The 23,355-nt window shown below is 47.9% G+C and carries 18 protein-coding genes; 15 read left to right on the forward strand and 3 right to left on the reverse strand.

Annotated elements, in window-relative coordinates:
• The first annotated feature begins 7 nt into the window (after positions 1-7).
• The 5 genes from BMY16_RS10265 to BMY16_RS10285 all read left to right on the forward strand — a co-directional run bounded on the left by BMY16_RS10265 (position 8) and on the right by BMY16_RS10285 (position 4,131).
• On the forward strand, positions 8-949 hold the full coding sequence (locus BMY16_RS10265) for a hypothetical protein (protein ID WP_139207199.1): 942 nt from the start codon (positions 8-10) through the stop codon (positions 947-949).
• Positions 950-952: 3 nt separating this feature from the next.
• On the forward strand, positions 953-1,747 hold the full coding sequence (locus BMY16_RS10270; protein WP_091842213.1) for an AHH domain-containing protein: 795 nt from the start codon (positions 953-955) through the stop codon (positions 1,745-1,747).
• A gap of 125 nt (positions 1,748-1,872) precedes the next feature.
• On the forward strand, positions 1,873-2,445 hold the full coding sequence (locus tag BMY16_RS10275) for a hypothetical protein (RefSeq protein WP_091842214.1): 573 nt from the start codon (positions 1,873-1,875) through the stop codon (positions 2,443-2,445).
• A gap of 110 nt (positions 2,446-2,555) precedes the next feature.
• Entirely contained in the window at positions 2,556-3,206 is a 651-nt protein-coding gene (locus BMY16_RS10280) for a hypothetical protein (protein ID WP_091842216.1), read from the forward strand.
• Positions 3,207-3,222: 16 nt separating this feature from the next.
• Positions 3,223-4,131, forward strand: coding sequence for a helix-turn-helix transcriptional regulator (locus BMY16_RS10285; protein ID WP_091842217.1), 909 nt, complete (start codon positions 3,223-3,225; stop codon positions 4,129-4,131).
• 830 nt (positions 4,132-4,961) lie between these two features.
• Here BMY16_RS10285 and BMY16_RS10290 read toward each other — a convergent pair.
• Positions 4,962-5,189: a DUF4248 domain-containing protein gene (locus tag BMY16_RS10290; RefSeq protein WP_170836083.1), complete on the reverse strand. Its 228-nt coding sequence runs from the start codon at positions 5,187-5,189 to the stop codon at positions 4,962-4,964.
• Positions 5,190-5,569: 380 nt separating this feature from the next.
• Here BMY16_RS10290 and BMY16_RS10295 point away from each other — a divergent pair, with 380 nt between their 5' ends.
• Both BMY16_RS10295 and BMY16_RS15540 read left to right on the forward strand, forming a co-directional pair.
• A complete protein-coding gene (locus BMY16_RS10295; RefSeq protein WP_139207200.1) occupies positions 5,570-6,115 on the forward strand; it encodes an HU family DNA-binding protein in 546 nt (181 codons plus the stop codon).
• Between the two features lie 144 nt (positions 6,116-6,259).
• On the forward strand, positions 6,260-6,361 hold the full coding sequence (locus BMY16_RS15540; RefSeq protein WP_170836084.1) for a smalltalk protein: 102 nt from the start codon (positions 6,260-6,262) through the stop codon (positions 6,359-6,361).
• A gap of 154 nt (positions 6,362-6,515) precedes the next feature.
• Here BMY16_RS15540 and BMY16_RS10300 read toward each other — a convergent pair whose 3' ends face one another.
• The gene (locus BMY16_RS10300; RefSeq protein ID WP_091842223.1) at positions 6,516-7,409 is read right to left on the reverse strand and encodes a FimB/Mfa2 family fimbrial subunit; all 894 of its coding nucleotides are present in this window, start codon (positions 7,407-7,409) and stop codon (positions 6,516-6,518) included.
• A 165-nt stretch (positions 7,410-7,574) separates the two neighbouring features.
• Here BMY16_RS10300 and BMY16_RS10305 point away from each other — a divergent pair, with 165 nt between their 5' ends.
• Genes BMY16_RS10305 through BMY16_RS10340 form a run of 8 tightly spaced genes read left to right on the forward strand, consistent with a single transcriptional unit; the run spans position 7,575 to position 22,680 of the window.
• Positions 7,575-8,330 carry an SDR family oxidoreductase gene (locus BMY16_RS10305; protein WP_091842224.1) on the forward strand — a complete coding sequence of 252 codons (756 nt, stop codon included), beginning with the start codon at positions 7,575-7,577 and terminating at the stop codon, positions 8,328-8,330.
• A 29-nt stretch (positions 8,331-8,359) separates the two neighbouring features.
• Positions 8,360-12,337, forward strand: a complete 3,978-nt coding sequence (locus BMY16_RS10310; RefSeq protein ID WP_139207201.1) for a phage baseplate assembly protein V — start codon at positions 8,360-8,362, stop codon at positions 12,335-12,337.
• A 21-nt stretch (positions 12,338-12,358) separates the two neighbouring features.
• The gene (locus tag BMY16_RS10315) at positions 12,359-14,326 is read left to right on the forward strand and encodes a hypothetical protein (RefSeq protein WP_091842227.1); all 1,968 of its coding nucleotides are present in this window, start codon (positions 12,359-12,361) and stop codon (positions 14,324-14,326) included.
• 26 nt (positions 14,327-14,352) lie between these two features.
• Positions 14,353-15,066, forward strand: a complete 714-nt coding sequence (locus BMY16_RS10320) for a ribosome recycling factor (protein ID WP_091842229.1) — start codon at positions 14,353-14,355, stop codon at positions 15,064-15,066.
• Between the two features lie 26 nt (positions 15,067-15,092).
• Entirely contained in the window at positions 15,093-15,398 is a 306-nt protein-coding gene (locus tag BMY16_RS10325; protein WP_091842231.1) for an STAS domain-containing protein, read from the forward strand.
• Positions 15,395-17,578, forward strand: coding sequence for a SpoIIE family protein phosphatase (locus BMY16_RS10330; RefSeq protein WP_091842233.1), 2,184 nt, complete (start codon positions 15,395-15,397; stop codon positions 17,576-17,578). Before BMY16_RS10325 ends, BMY16_RS10330 begins: the two co-directional genes overlap by 4 nt.
• A gap of 1 nt (position 17,579) precedes the next feature.
• Positions 17,580-18,830 (forward strand): clostripain-related cysteine peptidase, encoded by a 1,251-nt coding sequence (locus BMY16_RS10335; protein WP_170836085.1) that lies wholly within the window; start codon positions 17,580-17,582, stop codon positions 18,828-18,830.
• A 46-nt stretch (positions 18,831-18,876) separates the two neighbouring features.
• The gene (locus BMY16_RS10340; RefSeq protein WP_091842236.1) at positions 18,877-22,680 is read left to right on the forward strand and encodes a beta-galactosidase small subunit-related protein; all 3,804 of its coding nucleotides are present in this window, start codon (positions 18,877-18,879) and stop codon (positions 22,678-22,680) included.
• Here the strand turns inward: BMY16_RS10340 and BMY16_RS10345 are convergent.
• The gene (locus BMY16_RS10345; RefSeq protein WP_091842238.1) at positions 22,663-23,331 is read right to left on the reverse strand and encodes a hypothetical protein; all 669 of its coding nucleotides are present in this window, start codon (positions 23,329-23,331) and stop codon (positions 22,663-22,665) included. The two genes, BMY16_RS10340 and BMY16_RS10345, sit on opposite strands and share 18 nt — an antisense overlap.
• Positions 23,332-23,355 lie beyond the last annotated feature (24 nt).

Raw genomic sequence — 23,355 nt, forward strand, 5'->3', positions numbered from 1 at the left:
ACGCAATATGATTAGAAATCTCTCCATATTGTTATTATCCATATTCTTTTTATCTTCTTGTAACGATAAAGATAGAGAATCTTATGATTCGATGTCTTTTCCAGAATTATTAACATCCCTTGTTATAGAGTATGTCGATTTAGAAACAATCAGCCAATCTACGAATATCAGTCCGAAAGAATTGGTTTATATGAAATATGGTATTATTGAGGAAAACGAAGATTTGACTGATTACCTTAGAGATTTGAAATATTCATATGACAAAGATAAAGAATCTGACATTGTTGATTTACTTGATGGGCATAAGTTTGAGATAAATAAACAAATCAAAGGTAAATCTTTTCCAAAAGAAAAGTATAAAGAGCAAGAATATCTTAACAATGAAAAATTCCAAGAAGAGTTACATATACTAGGGGAACGTCTTTACAATAAGAAAGTCGATAGAATATTAAATGAGCGATCGTCATTTTGGGGGAAAATAAAAACAGGATGGGGATACATGTTCAGCAGTAAAGAAACATTTGTAAAAGAATTTAAAGATGAGATCCAAGAACAATTTCTATCTGTGAATATATCTGATTATTTGCAAAAGCGAATCAATGCATACGTTAATATGCTAGTCTCTGAACATCTTTTTCTGTATGGCCACAAAGAAAATATTCCTCCAATAAAACTCATCATAGGAAATCACAATGCACGTGTTGATTTGGATGAAGAAAGTGAAGATTCTTTTTTATCCGAAACAGTTCTTGACTCAATCGACAAGGTTGACATTAATTTTATTTCTGTTATTATAGATGGAGTCATAAATACGATAATAAATAAAGTATCATCAGACGAGCCATACGAGAATACACAAGAAATCATACATGAACAAATTTATGACTTTATGAATGGTTTAGATATTTGGATTCTTACAGATCTTAACAAAATAACTCAAACATTGTAAATTATGAGAACTAAACTAATGTTGCTAATTTTACCTTTTTTCTTAGTCGGTTGTAAAGAAGCTGCTAATAGTGGAGCAAAAAGGGTTTCAAAAGCAATAGTAAAAAATACGACAAAAGCTTCTTCCAAAAAGGGCGCAAAATTCGCTGCAAAACAAACTGCAAAACTCACTGTAAAAGATCTACCTAAAGGAAGAAAAGCCCTTGATGTGACAAGGGACAAAAATGGAAGAATTGTGCCTGTAATTAATAATCTTAATGAACACTCTATTTTATATTCCAAGGCAGTAAATGAAGCACTTCTAAAAACAAGGCGAGCTGCAATTTCTCCATACGACCAATTTCCAACAATGTCTCAATTAAAATCTTATAATCCAAAGAAACTCATTATAAAAGAAATTCCAAATGCTGATGTACTACGAAAAAATATGTTATCAGTTATGGATAGCAAATCGGTAAATATTAACAAAGGATTTGGTGGAGCTGCAGCTCATCATGTCATCGAAGGTTCTGATAAAGCTGCAATGGGCTCAAGAGTAATTTTGAATAAATTTGGAATCAATATTAATGCTCCAGAAAATGGTATTTTTCTTCCTGATGGTAAAAATAGTATTTACAAAGGAAGCCGGCACATTACAAGTCATACCGAAGCTTACTCAAAATATGTATATAGTAAAATAAAGGATTCGAAGAGTAAAGCCGATCTTATTGCCTCTTTGATGGAAATTAAACATGAATTATACACAGGCAAGTTGAATCTTCAAGGCCCAGCGCAAGTTGTTAATAAGAACATTCACTAGCGATTTCTTTATTAGTAAATAATAACATTTAGAAGATAAACTGTTAATAATAATCAAATATTTGTTTTTATACCAACTTTATTTCTTGTTATTAGTGAGCAATTATTATCTTTGTCTCAAAAAATATGATAGGAAAAATTGTTCCATATGGAAATGGCGGTATCAATAATGAAAAAAGGACCATTATTGATATATGTCTTAATCCTATACCTCAACATTTGCAAGATAAATTGGAAAGAAAAAGAATCAATAAGTTATCCAAACAATATATATTGGAAGATATATCTCATTTCTCATCTACATCTTTTCCTCAAAAAGCCATAAATGGGCACGTAGATTTTAGCATGATAGCATGGCCTGGATTTGACATAAAACTTCCTAATGTAGATTCTCTTATCTCAATAATTAGTAATAAATGGTCCGCAGTTTCATACGATAATGTCTGCGCGTGGCATATACGTCAAACAACTTATAGTATTGGTAGAAAGGCATTTGCAGAACGTTACAATATTAAGGAAACACAGGCAGGGAGTATTATTGGACTATTAGACTTAGCAATCCATGAAACTGATGATGAAAGAATAGAATTTGTACCAAATAATATCCATCGATTCAAACAACTCTATGCTCACAAGGGTTATGTCTCGAAAATGCTGAAACTCATCAACGGCAAAGAGGTCGCTGATGAGGATGATTAATTTCCTGCAACATCTTATTTGCTTAGTTGCGCGGTTTTTTCATTAGGTGCGCAGGGTTTCTGCGTATCTGAGGTCTAATTTTGCATCTGATAAGATAGAATGATTGGAATATGGATGTTAGAAAATTGGAAGAACGTATCGTTAAGCTATACGAAAAGGGAGCAAACGATGATAAGACCTCAGACGAAATAGAATCTCTGCTGATGGAGCGATGGAAGCTGATGCATCGAAGCATCGTCTGGGATGATGAATTCATTACGAAGTTGGTGGCCATGAACGAGAAGATGAAACAGGCGCTTATCGATATGCGAAATCTGACATTCGATACGTATAATCATTTGTTGGCTAATTGTCCTGACGATAAAGAGTTCGATGTGACTGGTATGCTCTTTGTCGATGATATGGAGATGGAGGGATGGGAGTGTGGTAGCCATATGAGTGACTACCTTTCTGAGATTCTTCAGACGCCTGAGTACTCTGGTCTTTATAGATACGGTGTGGCCCATGAAGTGATATTCGAATCAGCAGACAGGCCTTACGGAATAAACGAGAATAACACAGAGATGAATATGCTCTATATGGCAGAACTGCCTGAGAATTGGAATGAACATATGGATCGCGAGAAGACGGCAAATCTGAACATCATCTATGGCGTTCACAACATGATAGACCATTGCCACTGGACGCTTCAGGATCTGATCAACGTGAAGTCGTATAAGTCGAAAATCGAGGTGGAATATCGCAATAAAAGGGAGCGATGATGCGTTATAATAATGTATGAAGGATCAGTTTAAGAAATATCTTTGGATTCTCGATCTGCTGTTGAGCACGAATGGCATTACATTCAAGGAAATAGCAGAGCGATGGAAGTACTCGTCGCTGAACCATCGTAAGACCACATTGGCCAAGCGAACCTTCGATGACTATCGTCGTGCCATCGAGGAGACTTTTGATATTGACATCATCTGTGATGCGTCGCGAGGCTATCAGTACAGGATAGACAATGCCCGTAGCCTCTCGAGTGATCGTATCAAGCATTGGCTGCTTAGTTCATTTGCCGTGAACAATATCCTTCAAGGCAGTCGTCGACTCAGTGAGAGGATTATCTATGAGGATATACCTTCAGGCAACGACTATCTGTTGGAGGTTGTCAAGGCGATGCAGGAGGATAAGGTCGTCAAAGTGGAATATGACAACTTCTTCGAGAAGGGTATCAAAACGCTGCTGATTGAACCTTACTGCGTCAAAGTGTTCCGCCAGCGATGGTATCTGGTGGGTAAGGCTAAAGGCGAGAAGGCTATTTGGCGCTGGGCACTTGATAGATTCCTATCAATCGAAACGACAGATAAAAAGTTTCGCTTGCCCAAGGATTTCTCAGCAGAAATCTATTTCAAGGATGCCTTTGGCGTGATTGTCGATCCTGAGGAATGTCCTGTAGAGACCATCCGGATTAAGGTTTTCTGCGAGAATCATCGTGACGATTATCTGCGCCATCTGCCACTTCACCCATCACAGCACGAGATAGAACAGCATGAGGATTGCTGCATCTTCGAGGTGAGAGTACGTCCGTCTTATGATTTCTGTCAGGAGTTGCTCTCGTATGGCGAGGAAGTAGAGGTTTTATCGCCCCAGTATGTGCGCGATTATCTGGCTGAGAGAATCAAGAAAGCTTCCGTGAGATATTGAAGAATCAGGAAACTCTCTTCCCTGTTGGGCAAGATAAAAGCACATAAATAGCTATTTATGCAATTAGCGCCCGCAATCCCTGCGAGCGCTAACTGTTACGCTGGCTGACCATCTCCATGTAAGTGTGATGGATGAACTCCTTCTTCCTGTCATCGGGGATAAGGCAGCCTATCTTCAAAGGTACTCTTTTTGTCGAGATGACAAAGAAAAATGCTTCTTTTTGTGTGCCTTTATGAATTAGGCTAAGAACTTTTATTGTGACTAAGTTTCAAGCACAAAGTCTACTACGACATACAAACGAATAAGTTGATTCCTATAGGTTAATCCTAAAACCAAATCGGTTAATCCTATTATATATAAAGTATACTCCGCCCCAAGCCGTCTGCTCTGGCTCCGAGGCGGAGAAGTTTATAAAAATAACTTCCTGATAAGAGTCTTTTAAAAATATCACGTTTACTCGTTCTATTATTATTTATTTCAAATACTTAATTAAAGAACACACTTGAAAACTCCTACAGTTCTGTAGACTCACAACTCACAAATTCACAAATGGTTCTGAAAAAGTGATTATGGAGGGTGAGGGTGGTGGTGGAGAGAATTGGAGGTAGAGATAATTTAATCTATTTATTAAATTATATATATATTAATTATATTATAATATAATTAATATATATATAATTATTAAGAGAGAGATTGGTGAATCGAAAAAGTATTTGTGAGTTTGTGAGTTGTGAGTAGCTCTAAGGGGGGAGCGGAGTTTTAGTCGGAGTAAAGTCTCGGTTTACTCGGAGTAAAGTCCGAGTTTAGTCGGAGTAAAATAAAGGGGCGCTTTATGGGCGCCCCAGGTGGTGGTAGATAGTGTCTACCTCTGAAGGAAGAAACGTTCGTCGACGCTGCTTAGCGAAGCCTGAGAGGTCTGGATTTTCGCGTAAGAGTCTCTTGAACTTTTGCCAGGCAGAGCGAGGCAGAAGGAAGGGAAAGTAACTCTGGGCGAGCTCCATGCGACCGATGGCCGACGATTGATTTGTGTTTTGATCGTAATGATTAGAGATAAACATAATTGATAAATAGTATTGATTAAACGCACTACAAAGATACAAAATAAAGGAGCGTTTTGCAAGAAAAATGGGCATTTATCGGACGTAAGTACTCATAAGTTCACATAAGTTCACATAAGTACTCGCGTAAGGGGGTGAAATTTGGAAAAGGGTATATATTGTTGTACCTTTGTACTCGCAAACAAGAAGAGATGATCGCAGTGCGCAGGCGGGAGGCTCGGAAAGTTGCAGAGAGAGTAATTAACATTAAAACTTAAACATTCCCTGTCATGTCGAGCGTAGTCGAGACATCTCCTGAGATCTCTCCATGCGCTACGCTTAGTCGAGATGACAAGATTAATGCTTAAAGCTAAAAGATTAAAACTTAAAGATTAAAGACTATGGCAAGTGAAGTAATTGCATTTCCGGTGAATCTCCGGAAGAACAAGAATCAGTACAGCTCTTCTTACGGGAAGTATTTCCCTGAGGTAGACAGTAAGGAATCCCTGAACCTGAAGGGTTTCGCAAAACATCTCGCAGAGCACGGAAAGCTCGTGGACTATCCGATGGCAGTGCTCGTATTGCAGAACATCGTGGCGTGTCTGAAGGAGATGATAATCCAGGGTCAGCCCGTGAAGCTTGATGGCTTCGGAACGTTCGCCCCCACCATTGAGACCGCGGACCGAAAGGCCCAGGACACCGTAGAACAGTCGTTGGCGCTCGGACTCGACAACCTGATTGGAGGCGTACACCTGCGCTTTACCCCCGAGAACTCAAAGGGCGAGAAGTTGACCAGTCGTGCGCTGAAGGACGAGTGTACGTTTAAGGCCGCCTACGTGGTGGAGTCGAAGAAGAAGGTCATCGACGGCAAGGAGCGAACCTACCAGGAGAAGATTCCCATCAGCTCGTTCGCAGTCGCCACCGCATCGCCTGGAACAGGCGAGTGAGCGAGTCTGTCATCTCGACACCCTCCCCCTGTCATCTCGAGCGAAGTCGAGAGATCTCTCCATGCGCTAACGCTTAGTCGAGATGACAAAAGGGCGCTCGAGATGACACCAATGTAGAACCTAAAAGACGGAAAGGAGGAATTTATGTCAAAGAGAGAAACTCTGAAGTGGACGCTGCAGATCATAGCGTCGGTGATTTCGGCCGTACTCACGGCACTGGGTGCCACCTCGTGCATGGGGTTGTAGAGATCTCTCGACTACGCTCGAGATGACAAAGGAAGGGGTGCGCTCGGAATGACAAAGGAAGGGGTGCGCTCGAGATGACAAAGGGGAAAGGGGGCGTCTGATTAAGTTCAGGCGCCCCTTTTCTTATGGAATTTCAGCGAGCCCAATTATGGAATCAATTCAGCGAGCCCAATTTGGGAATCTCGTAGTCGATGGGCGTGCCCCAGTTGTCATCCACCGAGATGGTAAAGGACACCTTCCCTACCTTCCCGTTGAAAAGCTGCCCACGACACGTTGTGATGCAGTTCCTTCGGATGGGGATGTCGTTCACCACCGACGACGTCAGACGGTCGCTCCCGTGAAAGGCCTCTATCGTCACGTCCAGATAGTCGTTGTCCTGCCAGGGGATGGTGTATATCTCATAGGGAGAATCCGCCCTATGACGCCACGCATACTGCTCGGAGCGGACATTGCCATAACTCGTCAGCGCGTCGATCGACCCCGAGCCGCCCGTATAGTGGAACCGGATGCTGTCGGTCTTTTCCGGGATGGCATCCTCATTGACAAACCTCACCTTTGCCACCACGCGTTTCAGGTTTACAGACAGGTCTATCGGCTCCTCGCCCACCTCCAGCTTTTGGGTGAAGAAGAAGGTGTCTGTATAGCCCTTGGCATTCGTAAACGCTATCGACTCATGCTTGCTGGCCGTACGTTTGTTTACGGTGGGATTGCCATCCGAGCTATGGGCCACGATGGCCAGCTGATAGGAGCCTTCTGCCAAGTTGAAATACCCAGCGCCGAAACCAGCGTCGCCCAGCTCCTGGTTGACCTGTTCCACGCGCTCACCCTCCTCGCTGAAGACTACAAAATTGAGACGATTACACACCTGAGTCACATCCGCTCGCGTCGTGGCGGCGAACGGCGTCTGTTCGAAACTCATGACCCTCAACACCACATTGGCGTCGTCTGCGTCACCAGAGATATTCATCTTCTCACACTGAACACTTGCGGCGAGCCACATCACGCCACATAAAAGAGCTTTAAGAAAGCTTGCATTTTGATGCTTCATTAGCTTAAAATTTAACGTTAAACAAATATTTTCGCGATTTCTCTGTGCAAAATTATATTATTTTACCCACTACACCAAAGATTTTCCTATTTTTTTTGCTGATTACACTTTTTTTTTAGTATTTTTGCAAAGGATTTAAGTTCAAGAACTAAAAACTGACTAAAAATGAATAAGACCATTCTTATCACAGGAGCCACCAGTGGCATTGGAGAGGCTTGTGCCAGAAAGTTTGCCGACAATGGCGACAAACTGATTCTCACTGGCAGAAACGCAGCCAGGCTTGCATCTATCAGCGACGAGCTGAAAGCCAAAGGTACAGAGGTCATCACCCTCGAGTTTGACGTACGCAACCGCGAGCAGGCCAAGGCCAGTCTCGACAGTCTGCCCGAAGCCTGGCAGCAGATCGACGTCCTGGTCAACAATGCCGGTCTCGCCCTGGGCCTTGAAGCCGAATACGAAGGCGACCTCGACGACTGGGAGACGATGATCGACACCAACATAAAGGGTCTGCTCACAATGACGCGCCTCGTGGTGCCCGGCATGGTGAGCCGTAACAGCGGCCATATCATCAACGTCGGCTCCGTGGCTGGCGATGCGGCCTATAAGGGCGGAAATGTCTACTGCGCCACCAAGGCAGCCGTCAAGGCGCTCTCCGACGGACTGCGCATCGACGTGGCCGAGACGGCTATCCGCGTCACCAACCTCAAGCCCGGCCTTGTGGAGACCAACTTCAGCAATATCCGCTTCCACGGAGATACAGATCGTGCAGCCACCGTCTATCAGGGCATCCAGCCCCTCACGGGCGACGACATCGCCGACGTGGCCGTATACGCTGCCAATGCCCCCGCCCACGTCCAGATAGCCGAGGTGCTCATCCTCGCCACCCATCAGGCCAGCGGCAGCGTGATAGTAAGAAAATAACACAAAACAATCCTAAAACATAAAACGGTATGGCAGATAGCAGTATTTCACTAAGACTCTTTATCCCAATAGGGGATAAGGACTTAATGCCCGTAGACAAAGATGGTAATAGCATAAACTCCCTGACAATGACGAGTGGCTCCCCTGGTGAGGAGGGCTATATCAGTTGTGAGGCGACGGATGGCAAAGAGACGACTACTAAGAATTACAAGGTGAGCATCAAGGACATCGGCTTTCACAAAAAGATGTATAGCCCGAATGTCATTACCACTACGTTGCATATCACAGAGAAGACCACGCAGACGGCCAAAGAAGAGCCGCCCTCGAAGGCGGTGGTGGAAAGAGCGTTTTTGAACAAGAGAGTGGAGCTTTTTGCCAACAAGGACACTAATCTCTCGGTATGTAACGACTACTACATAGAGAGAATTGAGCCCCTCTACCTGAAGACAGAGCTCTACCTGAAGCTGACCATCTATAGCCCAGACTACCAGTTGACCATCGAAAAGGACTGCAAAGCATTTGTGGCCAAAACACTGAGTAAGATCATATCGACTCAAAAGGACAACTATGTCCTGCCATACAACAATGGGGCAAAAGTGGCCATTAATCTGGAACCTGATTCCCCAAGACTGCAACATATCGTAAAAGGCGGGAAGGAGCACATCTTCCCCTATCTGGTGCAGTATAACGAGAGCTACTACGATTTCCTGAAACGTACTACCAACCGCTGGGGCGAGTTTCTCTATTACGAGGACGGACAGTTGCAGATAGGCTACGACAGCGACGCCAAGCCGACAATAGTGGACGATTACTACAGCCGCACCTATTGCGCCATCGACGCTTCCATGACAAAATCGGATGGCAGCAAGTTTCATCCACAGGCCACTGCCGACGAGAACATGCTGAATAATCCGATGACAAAGGACAAATTTGACATAGCAAAGGGCCTTATCAACTCGCTCGGTGACGACGATCTGAACCAGAGCAAGTATATCATGAGCAAGATCAGCTCCTTCTTCGGCAACGGCAAGCCGCTGGGCACCTGGGCCATCAACACGGTGATCGACGACCTCGTGGCATGGGGCATGGCAGAAAAAAGGTCTAAGGGTAAGAACGACATGTACAATAACAAGTATTTCAAGAGCGTAGTCCCTGAAACCACTGACAAGAATAATGAAGAAAATAACGAGTCCGAAAGCAAGGACAAGAATGTAATTGATGTAGCCGAAAACCAATATAATGGCGACAAGACCAAGCTCAACCAGTTTTCCGAATTCAAACCGCTGCTCGATGCTACGGATTATGCCAACTTGCTGAAGATGGAGCTGACAGCCGGTCGCGACGCCATGGTCATCAACTTCCAGACCACCTACCCCAACCTGAAGCTGGGACAACAGATCCAGGTGGCTGGCGAAGACTATCTCGTGGTAGAGCTCAGGGGCTATCAGCCCAAAGAATTAACGACCTACTACGAGGCGACCTGCATATCGAAGGCAATGATGAGCTATACGAAAGAGGACAAGAAAAAGAATATAGAGACCATCACGTATAAAGGTTTCTTCCCACCACTGCTGGAAACGGGACATGTGAGAAAAACGGAGCTACAGCACGCTGTGGTGACAGACGCCGACGACCCGCTGCGCGCCAACCGTGTCAGAGTGAAGTTTGAGTGGCAGGGCGATGACGATGATGCTTCTCCATGGCTCGTGTTTGCCCAAAGTGCAGCCACAGACGGTGCTGGTGTACACGGCCGACACTATAGTCAAGAGAAAGTACTGGTGGACTTCATCAACGGTAACATCGAGCGTCCATACGTGATTGGAGCCGTTTACAAGAAGACGCCAACGCCACTGAGAACAGGCAGCATCACGATGATGAGTCCTGGAGGTAATGGCATGCGCGTCACCGACGGTACAGGTGCCGGCTATACGGCCTTCCTGGCCAGCATCACGCCAGGTATAAAAATGCTGCAGAGCATGTTCCCCGGCAGGGATCCCGTAGGCAATCTTTTCAATCTGAATGATGAAGAAAAGAAGGAGAGCAAGCGCTTCGAGGGTAGCACAGAGATTTGCGACTATTACGGTATCTACAGCATCAAGGGTTCTACCGACGGCCGTAACATCTCTATTAAGTCGCCCTGGGGCGATGTGAAGATCAACGCCTTTACGGGCATTTCCGTGAGTGCGCCAAACGGCGATATCAAGATTCAGGGTAAGAACGTGACCATCGAGGCCGGCAACAACCTGAAACTGATTTCAGGAACGAACATCAAGAACAAGTTCATCAGCCGCGGCAACGGCGACTGGAAGGAGGTAGGTGCATCGGTACTGGCTGATGTTTCGCTGATTGTGGGCAAAAAGATGCAAGAACTGGTTTTGAGAGTCATCGACCTGTCGCTGGTTCGAAGCATTCTCGAAGTGGGATTCAGACCGCAGGAGGGACTGCTGGAGATACAGTCGAACCGATTCCTGAAACTCGAAGCCGGCGGTGCCAAGGCTGGCTATCCACTGACATCTTATAGTAGCACCAAGAGTCTGGAGAAAGAATTTAAGGAGAAAGTGGCCGGCACATTTAAGATGAAGTCAGCTATCGTACAGATGATCCACAGTATCTCCCCCTGTGTAGACCATATGATCAAGAATTACAGGGAGCTCTATAATGTATGTCTTAAAAAGAAGCATGAATTACAGCTCGCATTGGATTATTTGAAGGATGCTTCGAACGGTAAAGATTATTACATAGGCCACAATGGAATAATACAATTATTATGGAATAAGGACACAAAGGAGATTAAGGAATCAGACTTAAAGTTCAATGAGGATAAGGTAGGTATAGCTAATGATTCTGAGATAGATCTACATTGCAAGGAAAGAGCTCGTAATAGACTTAATTTTATGCATGATCATCCATTCGGTCCCAAGAATTATGTAGCTAGTGAAGAGGAAATCAGAAATCTCGTCCTCAAGAGGCGGAAGGAGGGCAGGAAGAAAGTCGTAGAGAAGGCCAATGCCCTATTGAAGAGCATCGATGATCTGCGCCACTTGCGGTTGAAGAACTATCAGTCGTTCCAGGATATTTATTTCTTTAAAAGCTCGTTTAGCAAATTCGTGCCCAAGGACTATGTTGAATTACTTACCAAGTGCTTTGACCCAGAAAAGCTCAAGAACATCAATATCTTCAGTCCACTGTTTGATCCCGGAAATAACGATGCTGTTAAGCAACTGAATGCAAATGCCCTCAATAATTTAGTCGACAGTGAAAATAACATTCTGGCGTTTAAGCGCCAAGTGGCTTTGAATCTGTTGGAAGGATGGGGTATCAAGGCGTCCGAACCAGTAGCCGCCAATAATCAACAGGGGAACAACGCCCCTCTCCAAGCTGCACAAGGCGCTGCACAAGGCGATGCACAGCAAGGCGCTGCACAGCAAGGCGCTGCACAAGCCAATGCCCAAGCCAATGCCCAAGCCAATGCCCAAGCCAATGCCCAAGCCCCAGTTCAAGCCAATGCACCAGTCAATGGTGCTAATCCCGCAGAAAAAAAGCTATTGACGCAAGAACAACTACTTGGAGTTTATTGGACTAGACTTCTCCAAGGCTTGACGACAGATGGTAAGATCATCGAGGGAGACACTGGTTTCGTTAAGGATGTCTTATCTAGTATACCAAGAGCCATCGATTTCGACAGGCCCCGTAGGGAGTATTTCAGCTGGGGCAATGCTAAGGATGGTAAGATTCTGTTCTCTGACAAGACCACCTATCAATTAGGAGGAGAGATGAATAAAGTCGTGGAGACGAAATATTCCGGAGGCAAGTTAAAAAAAGAAGATTTCGCGGCTGAAAACATAGAACAGAAGATTAGTGATTTCATGACCCCTATACGTGATGCTCTGGCTGGTCTCGGAAATGTGGTCCAACAGGCTAACGCCGTCAATGACGAAAATCCTAACGCTAACAATGGTGCTGCTGGAGGTGCTGGAGGTAACGATGGTAATAACGATAATAATTAATAATGGTGAGGAGGAATAATTATGGCTGATTATATTTTTAGTGAATGGAAACAGACGCTGGACGAATTCCGGCAGAGTGTTCAGAAAGACTTGGAGGAGATTCACAAGCAGAAGGCTGAGGTTCAGCAGATCAAGACAGACATCTTTAATAAACTGGAAGGTGGTTGTTATTATCGTGACGATCAGCGCATCGTCATCTCCGCCCCGGAGATTATTATAGGCAATGTGGATTACAGCGGCGACCTGTTGGGCTTTAAGGGCAAGGTCGTCGTAAAAGGCAGCGAGGTGGATCTTGAAGCTGCCGGTAGTCAGGGCGCCATTATCACTCGCGCTCCCAGCATCCGACAGATAGCCGTTGATCCGGGCTGCGACGGACATGAGAATGTGGTTTGTGAGACCTCAGAGATAGTATCTCAGGCTTGCGACATCGTGCTGCAGAGCGACGATGCCACCGATGTATTCTCACAGACTCCGGCTCCAGCAGGACGTGGCGGCATCCGTATTCATGCCACCAACAGCATGCAGTTAGAGGCGGCCGTATCTGCTGAACAACGCAAAGAAGAGATAGAAGAATCAGTGAGTCTGCTGGAGAAGCAGATCGGTGACTTAGAGAAGGAGGTAGACACCCAGAAAAAGGTTGTTGACAAATTCTTTGACAACATGCAGGCACTGCTGGAGGCTAAAGACAAGATCAACGAGTCAAGTGCCTTCACAGGGCGTCTGGTTGCCGATGAACTCCTGGGTATAAACGAGGATATGGACCATCTGCTACCCGCACTCTATCAGGCCACATCGAACTTTATCCATGCCGTATCGTGCCTGGCAGAAGCCAACCGCAAGAAGGGTGCATTAGAGAAAGAGAAGGATGCCATCAAGACGGGCGACGACTTTATTAATAACACCACAGGTGCCTCGATGACGATTGCCGCAGAAAGCATCAGCCTTTCCACCACTGATGGCGACGGCAACCTGCACACCAACGAGGATGCCGGTATCAGCGTGAGAACACCGTATATGGGTGTGAGTATGTTCGACGACAAGGGAGCACTCGTGGAAGGCAGTGCCCTCAACGTCAATACGGAAAACGTTTCGTTTAGCACCATCAAACCCTCGGACGATGGCAAACAGTATCCTGCCACCGGCAGTGTTTCCTTCTTCTCGAAGGACATCTCATTAGCATCCATAGACTACGAGACCGAAGGCGACGGCAAGCCCTACACAGAGAAACAGCTGACGGCCGACGGCAAGGTGAGCATCACCGCCAAGACCGTAGAGGTATCGACAGCCGGACCTTCGAACATCAAGGTCGACGACCAGGGTAAGCTGACAGGTGGCGAATATAAGGCCGAGGGCGACGTGATCATCAAGACGAAGAACATGACCGTGGAAAGCCTCGACTACGAGGTGAAGGACGGCAAACTCGAGACCAAGGCACTGGCCAAGGACAGCAAGATTGCCGTACGCTCGGAAAAGATGGACTTCCTGGCCGCCGACACCGAAGGCAAGGCCACAGGCTCAATATCGATGAACGCCAAGGCCATCGCCGTGAAGTCGATGGATGTAGACAAGGAGAAACTCACCGACGACAAGCTGGCCGCAGGCAGTTCGATGACCCTCGTATCAGAGAAGATGTACGTGGGCGCGAAGTCGAAGGACGTGAAGAGCAAGAAACTGCAGGCTGTCAGCGAAGAGATGGGACTCTTTGCCGACAAGACCTTCGAGGCCCAACAGGGCGACGGCAAGGCAGCACTCCAGCTCGATGGCGGCAACGCCAATGTGGGTGGCAGCAAAACGGGCGTCTTCGGCGATACGACCATCAACGGCAAGACCGAGATGAAGGGCGACCTGAAGGCACCGAAGGCCGTCATCGACAATATCGAGGCCAAGTCGTCGTTCAAGTCGACGAACATCAGCGACGGCATTGCCGTTCCCGGTGCTGGCGCTGCTGGCAAGCTGAGTGCGAAACTGAAAGCCGAAGATGTGGCGTGATCATTAAAAATTAAAGATTAGAAGTTATGAAAAGAGCTATCGTTAACGCGTACACAACGTTAGAAGAGAAATATTCAGGATTTGTAAACCAGCTGAACTACCGCTTGATGAACCTGTGTATCAAGGCTGAGGAGGCATCCTTACTGCCCATCAAGGTTGATGTGGACGGTTCGTTGGCCAATCTGGAGGATGTGGCTACCCTGGCCAAGAAAAACGACTACGAGTTTATCGTTGTGCCCAACTATACCGACGACATGGACAATATAGCACAGAGTATAGCCATGATGCATCCCGAGTTTAAGCAGACCTTTGACAAATGGGAGGTGGAATCGTTTAACCAGAAACAGGAAAAGGTCATGAGAAACGTGCCCTTTATTCAGCTGACAATGCCTGAGGTGAACGACGACCGCTACGACCTTCTGAAGGAGACCACCGACCTGATCTACGATGACTGTAAGATACGTATGGAAACTGCCAAGGTCAAGGCTACTGGTGAAGTGGGAGGGGTGCTGGCCGGCATGACTGAAGACGAGACCAACGAAGTGAAGGATGCCTTTGAGCAACTCTCGGAAGACTGGGAGTCGAAACGTGAGGCCATTTACCAACAAAAGATTGAGGAAATCGACGAGGCCTACAACAAGTGGCTCGGTAAGATGGGACAGCAGGAGATTGCCCGCATGGAGCAGGAGGATGCCATGGGAACCAACACCTTGACAAGCATGCGGATGAATAATGAATAAGGAATAATCATCAACTGATACATACAATGGAATTAAGATTTACAGAACAGGCAGAAAGGCTTACCATTGCTTTCTGTGGTGACCTTGACAACGAGGCAGCACCAGAGGTGGAAAAGAAACTGACGCGCGTGTTTATGCAGGATGAGTACGATATCCTGTTGGACTGCACCGATCTGAGGTATATATCCTCAAAGGGCCTCCGATTGCTCGTAACGCTCTATAAGCACATTCGCGATACAGGGCACAAGGCTTTTATTTGTAAGATGAACAAAAATGTAAAGGAGGCTCTCGAGATTGGCGGATTCCTGAATATCTACGAAGAGATAGAATGAGAAAAAGAAAGACCACCTCGCTCTCTCAAAAACTGACTCGGCGCATCTTGATAGCCCTGGCACTGATGCTGGTGGTCATCAATGGCGGCATCTATTACATAGTAGATGCCGCCATGAGCCATTTAATCGAAAACACCTTCCGCAGTATGCTGGAGGTGGAGAGTCAGTCGCTGAGGATGCTGCTCAAAGATGTAGAGACTGTCACAGCAAACAGCATTGGAGAGGTGGAAACGAAGATAGAGGATCCAGAGGAGATTTCCGAAGCCTTGGCCAATGTATTGTCGACAAATCCGAAAATCAGGGGATTCTTTGTGGCCTTCGAGCCCGACTTCTTTCCTGACAAGGGCCGCTGGTTTGAGCCTTATGCCGTGTGGCGCAACGGAAAAATAGAGAAGATGCAGGTGGGATCGGCCCAACACGACTATCTGAAAAGCGAATGGTATCAGGAGGGTATCAAAGCCAAGACAGGCTATTGGTCGGAGCCCTATCATGACAAGGATGGCGCACAGGAGACACTATGTACCTATGTGCAGCCGTTCTTCGACAAGCAAGGTAACAGAGTGGGTGTCTTTGGTGCCGACGTGTCGCTTGAATGGCTGCACCGGAAGCTGCGTAAGATAGATCTCGAGACCAACCAGGAACTCATTGGCCTGGATTTTGAGAAGGCCACCAAAGAAGGATCCTACACCTTTGTCATCGGCCAAAAGGGAAACTATATCTCCCACCCTAACAGGAGTTTTGTCCTGAACCGGAACTTCTTCGATGACGTGAAGCAGACCAAAGACATGGAAGACGATCTGCTGATGGAGGAGATAGCAGCCAAGCAGGTAGGCTACAAAAAACTGAAGGTACGCGGCCAAGAGGCCTATGTATTCTATGCCCCAGTGAAGAAGACTGGATGGACCTTGGGCTTCGTGGTGCCAAAGACGGTGAGGAAACTGCCAGCCGTTCTGATGAGTGTGATGATACTGGTGATGATGAGTCTGGGATTGTTCTTGGTCTATCTCATCTGCCGCATTACCATCAGACAATTGAAGATAGCTGCCGCTGAGAAGATGCAGATAGAAAGTGAGCTCAACTTCGCCAACGGCATCCAGATGTCGATGTTGCCCAGCAACTTCCCTCAGCGCGACGACTTGAGCATCTATGGCAGTGTGAAACCCGCCAAAGCTGTGGGCGGTGACCTGTTCGATTTCTTTATCCGCGATGAAAAGCTCTTCTTTTGTATCGGCGATGTGGTGGGCAAAGGGGTCTCAGCCGCCATGCTGATGACGGTAACCAAAAGCCTCTTCCGCGCCTATACCACCAATGAAGACAGTCCAGAGATTATCGTCACGCACATCAACGAGACGATGAGTGAGAGCAACGATGCGCAGATGTTTGTGACCATGTTTGTGGGTGTGCTCCATCTACCGTCCGGGCGGCTGCAATACTGTTCGGCAGGTCATGAGCCACCAATACTGGTCAACAAAGACGTTTTCCCCCTACCCTATGAACCCGCCTTCCCTGTGGGGACATTCGACGATACTATCTACAAGAATAAGGAAATCTGGATCAAGCCTAACGATTTGTTGTTCCTCTTCACCGATGGTCTGAACGAAGCGGAGGACGAGTTTAAGCAGATGTTCAACAAGGAGCGCATCATCGATGTGATACATGATGCGATGGCCGAAGGCAACGTGTCGCCGGAATCATTGATACAAAGGATGACAGAGGCCGTGGAAGGCTTCGTGGGAGACGCTGTGCAGAGCGACGACCTGACGATGCTGGCCATCAAACGGCTGATGCCTGACACCATCACACTGAAAGTCTCTGAATCGGCCTATCCCAGAATGAAGGAGTATCTGCTGGCTACCACCGACAAGGCCCATTTCGACGACCATCATGCCAACAGACTACGACTGGCGGTGGAAGAGGCCGTAGGCAACATCATCGACTACAGCGGTGCTACGGAAATGACCTTGAGTGCTGACATCAGCAATGGTCTGCTGAGCATAACCATCACCGACAACGGTAAGCCATTCAACCCGCTGGCAGCACCAGAACCCGATCTGGATATGCCCGTTGAAGATAGGGAGCCCGGAGGATTGGGCATCATGTATATGCGAAAGATGAGCGATGACCTCAGCTACCAGCGTACCGACCATCAAAACATTCTCAATATCAAAATGCGAAAATAAAATGAAGAAATTAATGATTCTGTTAGCGACCGCACTTCTTTTCGGAGCCTGTGGAAGCAATGACGACAATGATGAGATTCCAAAGGAGGCAGATCGCACCGTGCTCATCTATATAGCTGCAGACAATAACCTCTCGCCGCTTGCAGACCTAGACTTAGAAGAACTGAAGGAAGGATCCAAGAAGCTCAGCAAACAGCAAAACCTTATTGTCTTTGTTGATTTGGCAAACACGACGTTATCCTATATCGCCCGCATCAAGGATGGGGTGCTGCTTGACTCCACTTCCATGACGGGAATAAACGCTGCTGATCCTGCCATACTGGAGGAGATGCTCCGCTACATACGTGAGACATATCCCGCCAAGAGTTACGGACTCGGCCTCTGGGGCCATTCTAATGGCTGGGTCATGGTCAAAGACACTGTGACCTATGCGAGATCCAGAGCCTACGGACAGGATGATGGCCAAAGCAAGAGTTACTGGATGAACATCCCATCGATGGCACGCGCCATTGCCAACGGCATGGGCAACGACAAGTTGCGCTTTATCTTTGCCGACTGTTGTAACTTCGCTTGTATTGAATCGGCCTATGAGCTGCGCAACGTGACCGACTACCTGATAGGCTCTCCTGCTGAGATTCCCGATCCTGGCGCACCCTATCAACTCATCGTACCCACCTTGTTCAATACCAGTGAAACCTTCTATGAGTCGGTTATCAATACGTATTACGATTTTTACAGCGAAGAATTCATTGCGCATCCCGGCTATTACTACAATGATACTCCTGGCGATTTAGCAGGCTATAGCGTGCCTCTTTCCGTTATCAAAAGTGCCGAACTCGACAATCTCGCCCAAGAAACAGCCCGTCTGCTCGGCACCATTTACGACAAGCTGACACCCGAAGGTTCCCTCAATAGTTCCGACGCATTGGCATATGGCTGTCAGTGGGACGTCAAGTATCACATCGACATGTTTCACCTCTTTAGCCTGAACACAGCAGAGAGCGATTTCAACAACTGGAAGTCCGCCTTTTTAAGGGCTGTGCCACACCGTCATTTTTCACAAAAATGGCTAACCATCTTTCCATGGCTGAAAAACAACATGGACAAATACAACATGAAGGAAGACGAATGCGGTATGGTCAGCATGTTTTTCCCGAACCCCATCTTCAAGTCAACGAATGGAAACTGGAATACCGAAATCCGAAGTTTCCAGTGGAACGACGTCATCCGATGGCAGGATTACGGTTGGTAGTTCCTGTTAGCACGAAACATTAACGATATAAAAATATTAACAACTTATGAGAAAACTATTCACGACATTACTGATGATACCTGCCATGGTGGCAGTAATGGCACAGACAGAAAAGACAAGAGGCTTTGACGACCTGTATTATTACATTGAAAACCTTGACGTGTTTGAATACGGACAGGAAGAATCGCGTGCCTATTACATCCCGGGACATCACGTTCTGCTCAACGGCAAGTGGAAGTTCTTTTACGGCAATACACCTCAGGAGATACCAGGCAACTTCTTCGAGGAGAAATTCCCAGATGCCAAGTGGGGCACCATCGATGTGCCTTCAAACTGGGAGATGAGGGGTTACGGCGACCCGCTGTTCCGCAACGTGTCGGCGCCATTCAAGGCCGACCCACCCAAGACACCACGCGACTACAACCCAACAGGTGCCTACCGCACCACCTTTACTATTCCCTCCGACTGGAATGGAGAGGAGATCTTTTTGCGTTTTGAGAAGGTGGCATCGGCATCGTTTCTGTGGATCAACGGTCAGGAAGTGGGCTACAACGAGGGAGCTCAGGAGCCTGCCGAGTACAATATTACAAAGTATCTGAAGAAAGGCCGTAACACGCTGGCTATGAAGGTCATCAAATACAGCGACGGCTTTTATCTCGAGGGGCAGGATTACTGGCGCCTAGCGGGCATCTTCGACGATGTTTATCTCTATGCCACGCCCAAGACCCGTCTGTTCGACTGGTATGTGACCACCGATCTGGACAAGGATTACCGAGATGCCGACCTGAACATCGAGGTAAGCGTCAGAAGCTATGACAAGCAGCCAATTACGACTCCCCTTAAGGTGCAGGCCGTGCTGACCGGTGCCAATGGAAAAGAGGTGGCACGACTGGAAAGTCAGGCGGCAACATTCGCCAACGGCAGCAGCACATTGACGCTGAACATGAGCAAGCATATCAGCAACCCCTTGAAATGGACGGCAGAGACACCGAATCTGTATAACCTCAAGATGTACCTCGTGGATGCTGCCACCGGCAAGCGGCTATCAGAAAACACGCCCGAGGATGCCCGTCAGGACGTGGGCTTCAAGGAGACTGAGATGCGCAACAACGTGTTCTATCTCAACGGTAAGCCGCTGAAGGTGAATGCCCAGTGTTCACATATGCAGGATCCCGACAACGGCCATGCCGTGAACGACGAACTGGTCAAGAAGGATATGACCATCCTGAAGCAGTTTGGCTTCAACGGTGTGCGCACCAGCCACTATCCCCCCGTACCGCGCTATCTGGAATATGCCGCCCGCTATGGACTTTACATCATCGACGAGGCAGGCGTAGAGGCGCATGCCACCGAATGGGTTTCTGGCGACAAACGATTTATACCGATGTATCGTGAACGTGTGCGCCGCATGGTGCTGCGTGACAGAAACCAGCCTGCGGTACTCTTCTGGAGCGCTGGCAACGAGAGCGGCGAGGGGCCTAACATCGGCGAGGTGATTGCCGAAGGGCGCAAATACGACCACACCCGCTGGTGGATGTACGGTGGCAATGCCTACAGTCATCCCGCAGAGGATATCATCGGTCCACGCTACCCTACTGCCCTGGCTCTTGACCTCAGGGTGGGAAAACACGGTGACGGTGACGTGCGCCCGTCGTTCATGGATGAGTATATCTCGGTGGCCGGTAACAGTGGCGGTATGTTCGACGAGATGTGGCGCGCTATTTATACGCACGAGCGCTGCATCGGCGGTGCCGTCTGGGACTTCGTGTCGCCTGGACTTACCCAGCCTGCACGTAGGCTTAAGGACAAATCAGGCCACGATGTCATGGCGCATATCATGGGCAATGCCAAATTGGTGGCCGACAGCCGTAACCGTAAAAATCATGTGATTGACCTGAGCGGCCACGATGAGTGGGTGGAGGTGTATCGAGATGACTGTCTGGAACTGACCGGCAACACCCTGAACGTCCATTTCGATGTCTATCCCCGCAAGCTCATCAGTTCCTGCGGCTCATTCGTGACCAAGGGTGAATGGCAGTTCGGCGTTCAGCAGAACGGTAAGGAGCAGCTGGTGTTCTACATCAACACCGACAAGGCACCAGCCTCAGAAGGCGAGCCCAAGGCATTCCCCTTCGGTAGAAGACCTGCGGCCACCAACCATAAGTACGAACTATCGGCACCACTGCCCGCCGACTGGGAGAACAAATGGCACCATGTGGAAGCCTGCTACGACGGTAAGAAGATGACAGTAAGCATCGACAACACAGAGGTGGCACAGATGGAGGCACAGGGCAACATCATCAACGCCCCGTTCCCTGTAAACATCGGCCGCAACGAACAGACCCATGGACAGGACACCCATGTGTATATCTGCGATGCGCTGATGGATAATGTCGTCATTGCCGACAATTCGGGCCAGTTGTTGAATCTCGACTTCGAGACAGAGCAGCAGGAGGGTACTTATTTCAGCTACGGCATCGGCGCCCGCACCTACGGTACGATATGGCCCGACAGAACCGTACAGCCGGAAATCTATCAGATGAAGAAATCGGCCCAGCCCGTATCATGCCGGTTGCTGAGTGCCGACAATGGTACGGTAGAGATCTGGAACAGGAACCATTTCCTCAATACCTCTTATTACGACATGAAATGGGAACTTTATGAGGATGGCGTCTGTCTGCAGCAGGGAACACTCAATCCTGATGTGGAGCCATTGGCCAAGAAGGTCATCACCATACCCTACAGCCGTCCCGTCCTCAACCCCGGCTGCGAATACCGACTGATGATAACCAGCGCGCTGAAGGCCGACGAGATATGGGCGCAGAAGGGTCACGTGGCTGCCTGGGACCAGTTGGAACTCCCCTGGCGACAGTTGGCCATGCCTTCTGACAAGACCGTTGGAAAGGCCGTGCTCATCCAGACCAACGACACCATTATGGTCAGCGGCGACGGATTCTCTTACTCATTCACCCCCGACGGCCAGCTATTCAGCATCAAGCAATCTGGCAAGGAACTGCTCAAGTCGCCGCTCCAGATGAACGTGTGGCGCGCTCCGCTAGCTCTCGAGCTCGACGGCTGGGACCAGTGGAACATCACCTACAACAACCGCAATCCCTGGAACGGCGGGCAGATAGCCAACGAGTTCTACAGCAACAACCTGGATGCCATCACCCGCATCCCCATCTCTTGTCAGGCCTTCGAAGCCAACGGTCAGGTGTATATCAACGTACGCTGTTTCTCACAATTCGGGGCACCCGTCAACACATCGCTCGATGCCTATATCACCGGCCTGCGCTATTCAGGCTTCTCTGAGGTCTATGAATACCGCATCAACGGCGACGGAACCATCGCACTGCATCACATCCTTGAACCCGAAGGTCCGATGCCTGCTCTCCTGCCCCGCATCGGACTGACCATGACGCTCATCGACCCATTGCAACAGGTGAAGTGGTACGGCCGTGGACCGGAGGAGAACTATCCAGACCGCAAGACCGGCTATGCCATCGGCATCTATGAGAACAGTGTGGACGATATGTTCGAACCCTACCTCATTCCACAGGACTGCGGACTGCGGTGCGACAATCGCTGGCTGAACATGAGCAACGGCAAAGGACAAGGACTGCGCTTCGCGATGGACGAGCCGTTCAACTTCAACGCCTACCACTACAGCACAGAAAACCTGACGAAGGCGGTATATACCTACCAGCTGCAAAAGCAGGACGGCATCACCCTGAACCTGGACTACAACACCACAGGTGTAGGCTGCACAGCCTGCTATGTCCTACCAGGCTATCAGGTCAAGCCCACCCGTTATGAGCGACATCTGACAATATCACTCTGCGTAAATTGAGAGGTTTATATCTTCAGCAGGAGCCTCTTCTTCAGTCTTGGGCATGTCAGAGTTCTTGTTGGACTTCCCGTCATCTGCATAGGCACGCATATTCGTCAGGATGTCGAAATTGTCATCCTTCTCGAAAAAGATGTTAGCAACTCGCCATTGGCCATCCTCCACCCGCATCAGCCAGCGCATGGGGATGCCCTCAATGGTGACGGCATCCTTCACCAGGAACCTGACCTCAGCCGTGCCATTTGGTTGCAGCTTAACCTGAATATCATTAGCACTGACAGCTCCTTCATAGCAGTCATATGTCCAAGGATCCAACGGTCCCTCCTCACCGAAATCGAAGAAGCCGCCACACTCACACTCGCGGTCGATGGCCGCCACTTCATTACGTACCCGCTGCCACTCCTTGCTGCCGAAGCGTTCGTCTAACGATGGTTTATTCTCATCATAATGCTGCCGCAACTCATTCCAGTAGGCGTAGACAGCATCCACTTGCTTCTCAACAGCCTCAACAGTGTTCAGCGTGTCAGGCACTTCATTTACTACAGTGCTATCGGCATCAGAAGCCGCACTGTTTGTCTTGTTACCACAGGATGCTATTGCCAAAAAGGCAAGCATCAGAATCATGGGAATTAACGTATAAATAATCTTCTTCATTTGGGTTTATAGTTTTATACCGCT

It is taken from the genome of Prevotella sp. ne3005 (assembly GCF_900110085.1).
Classification (GTDB): Bacteria; Bacteroidota; Bacteroidia; order Bacteroidales; family Bacteroidaceae; genus Prevotella.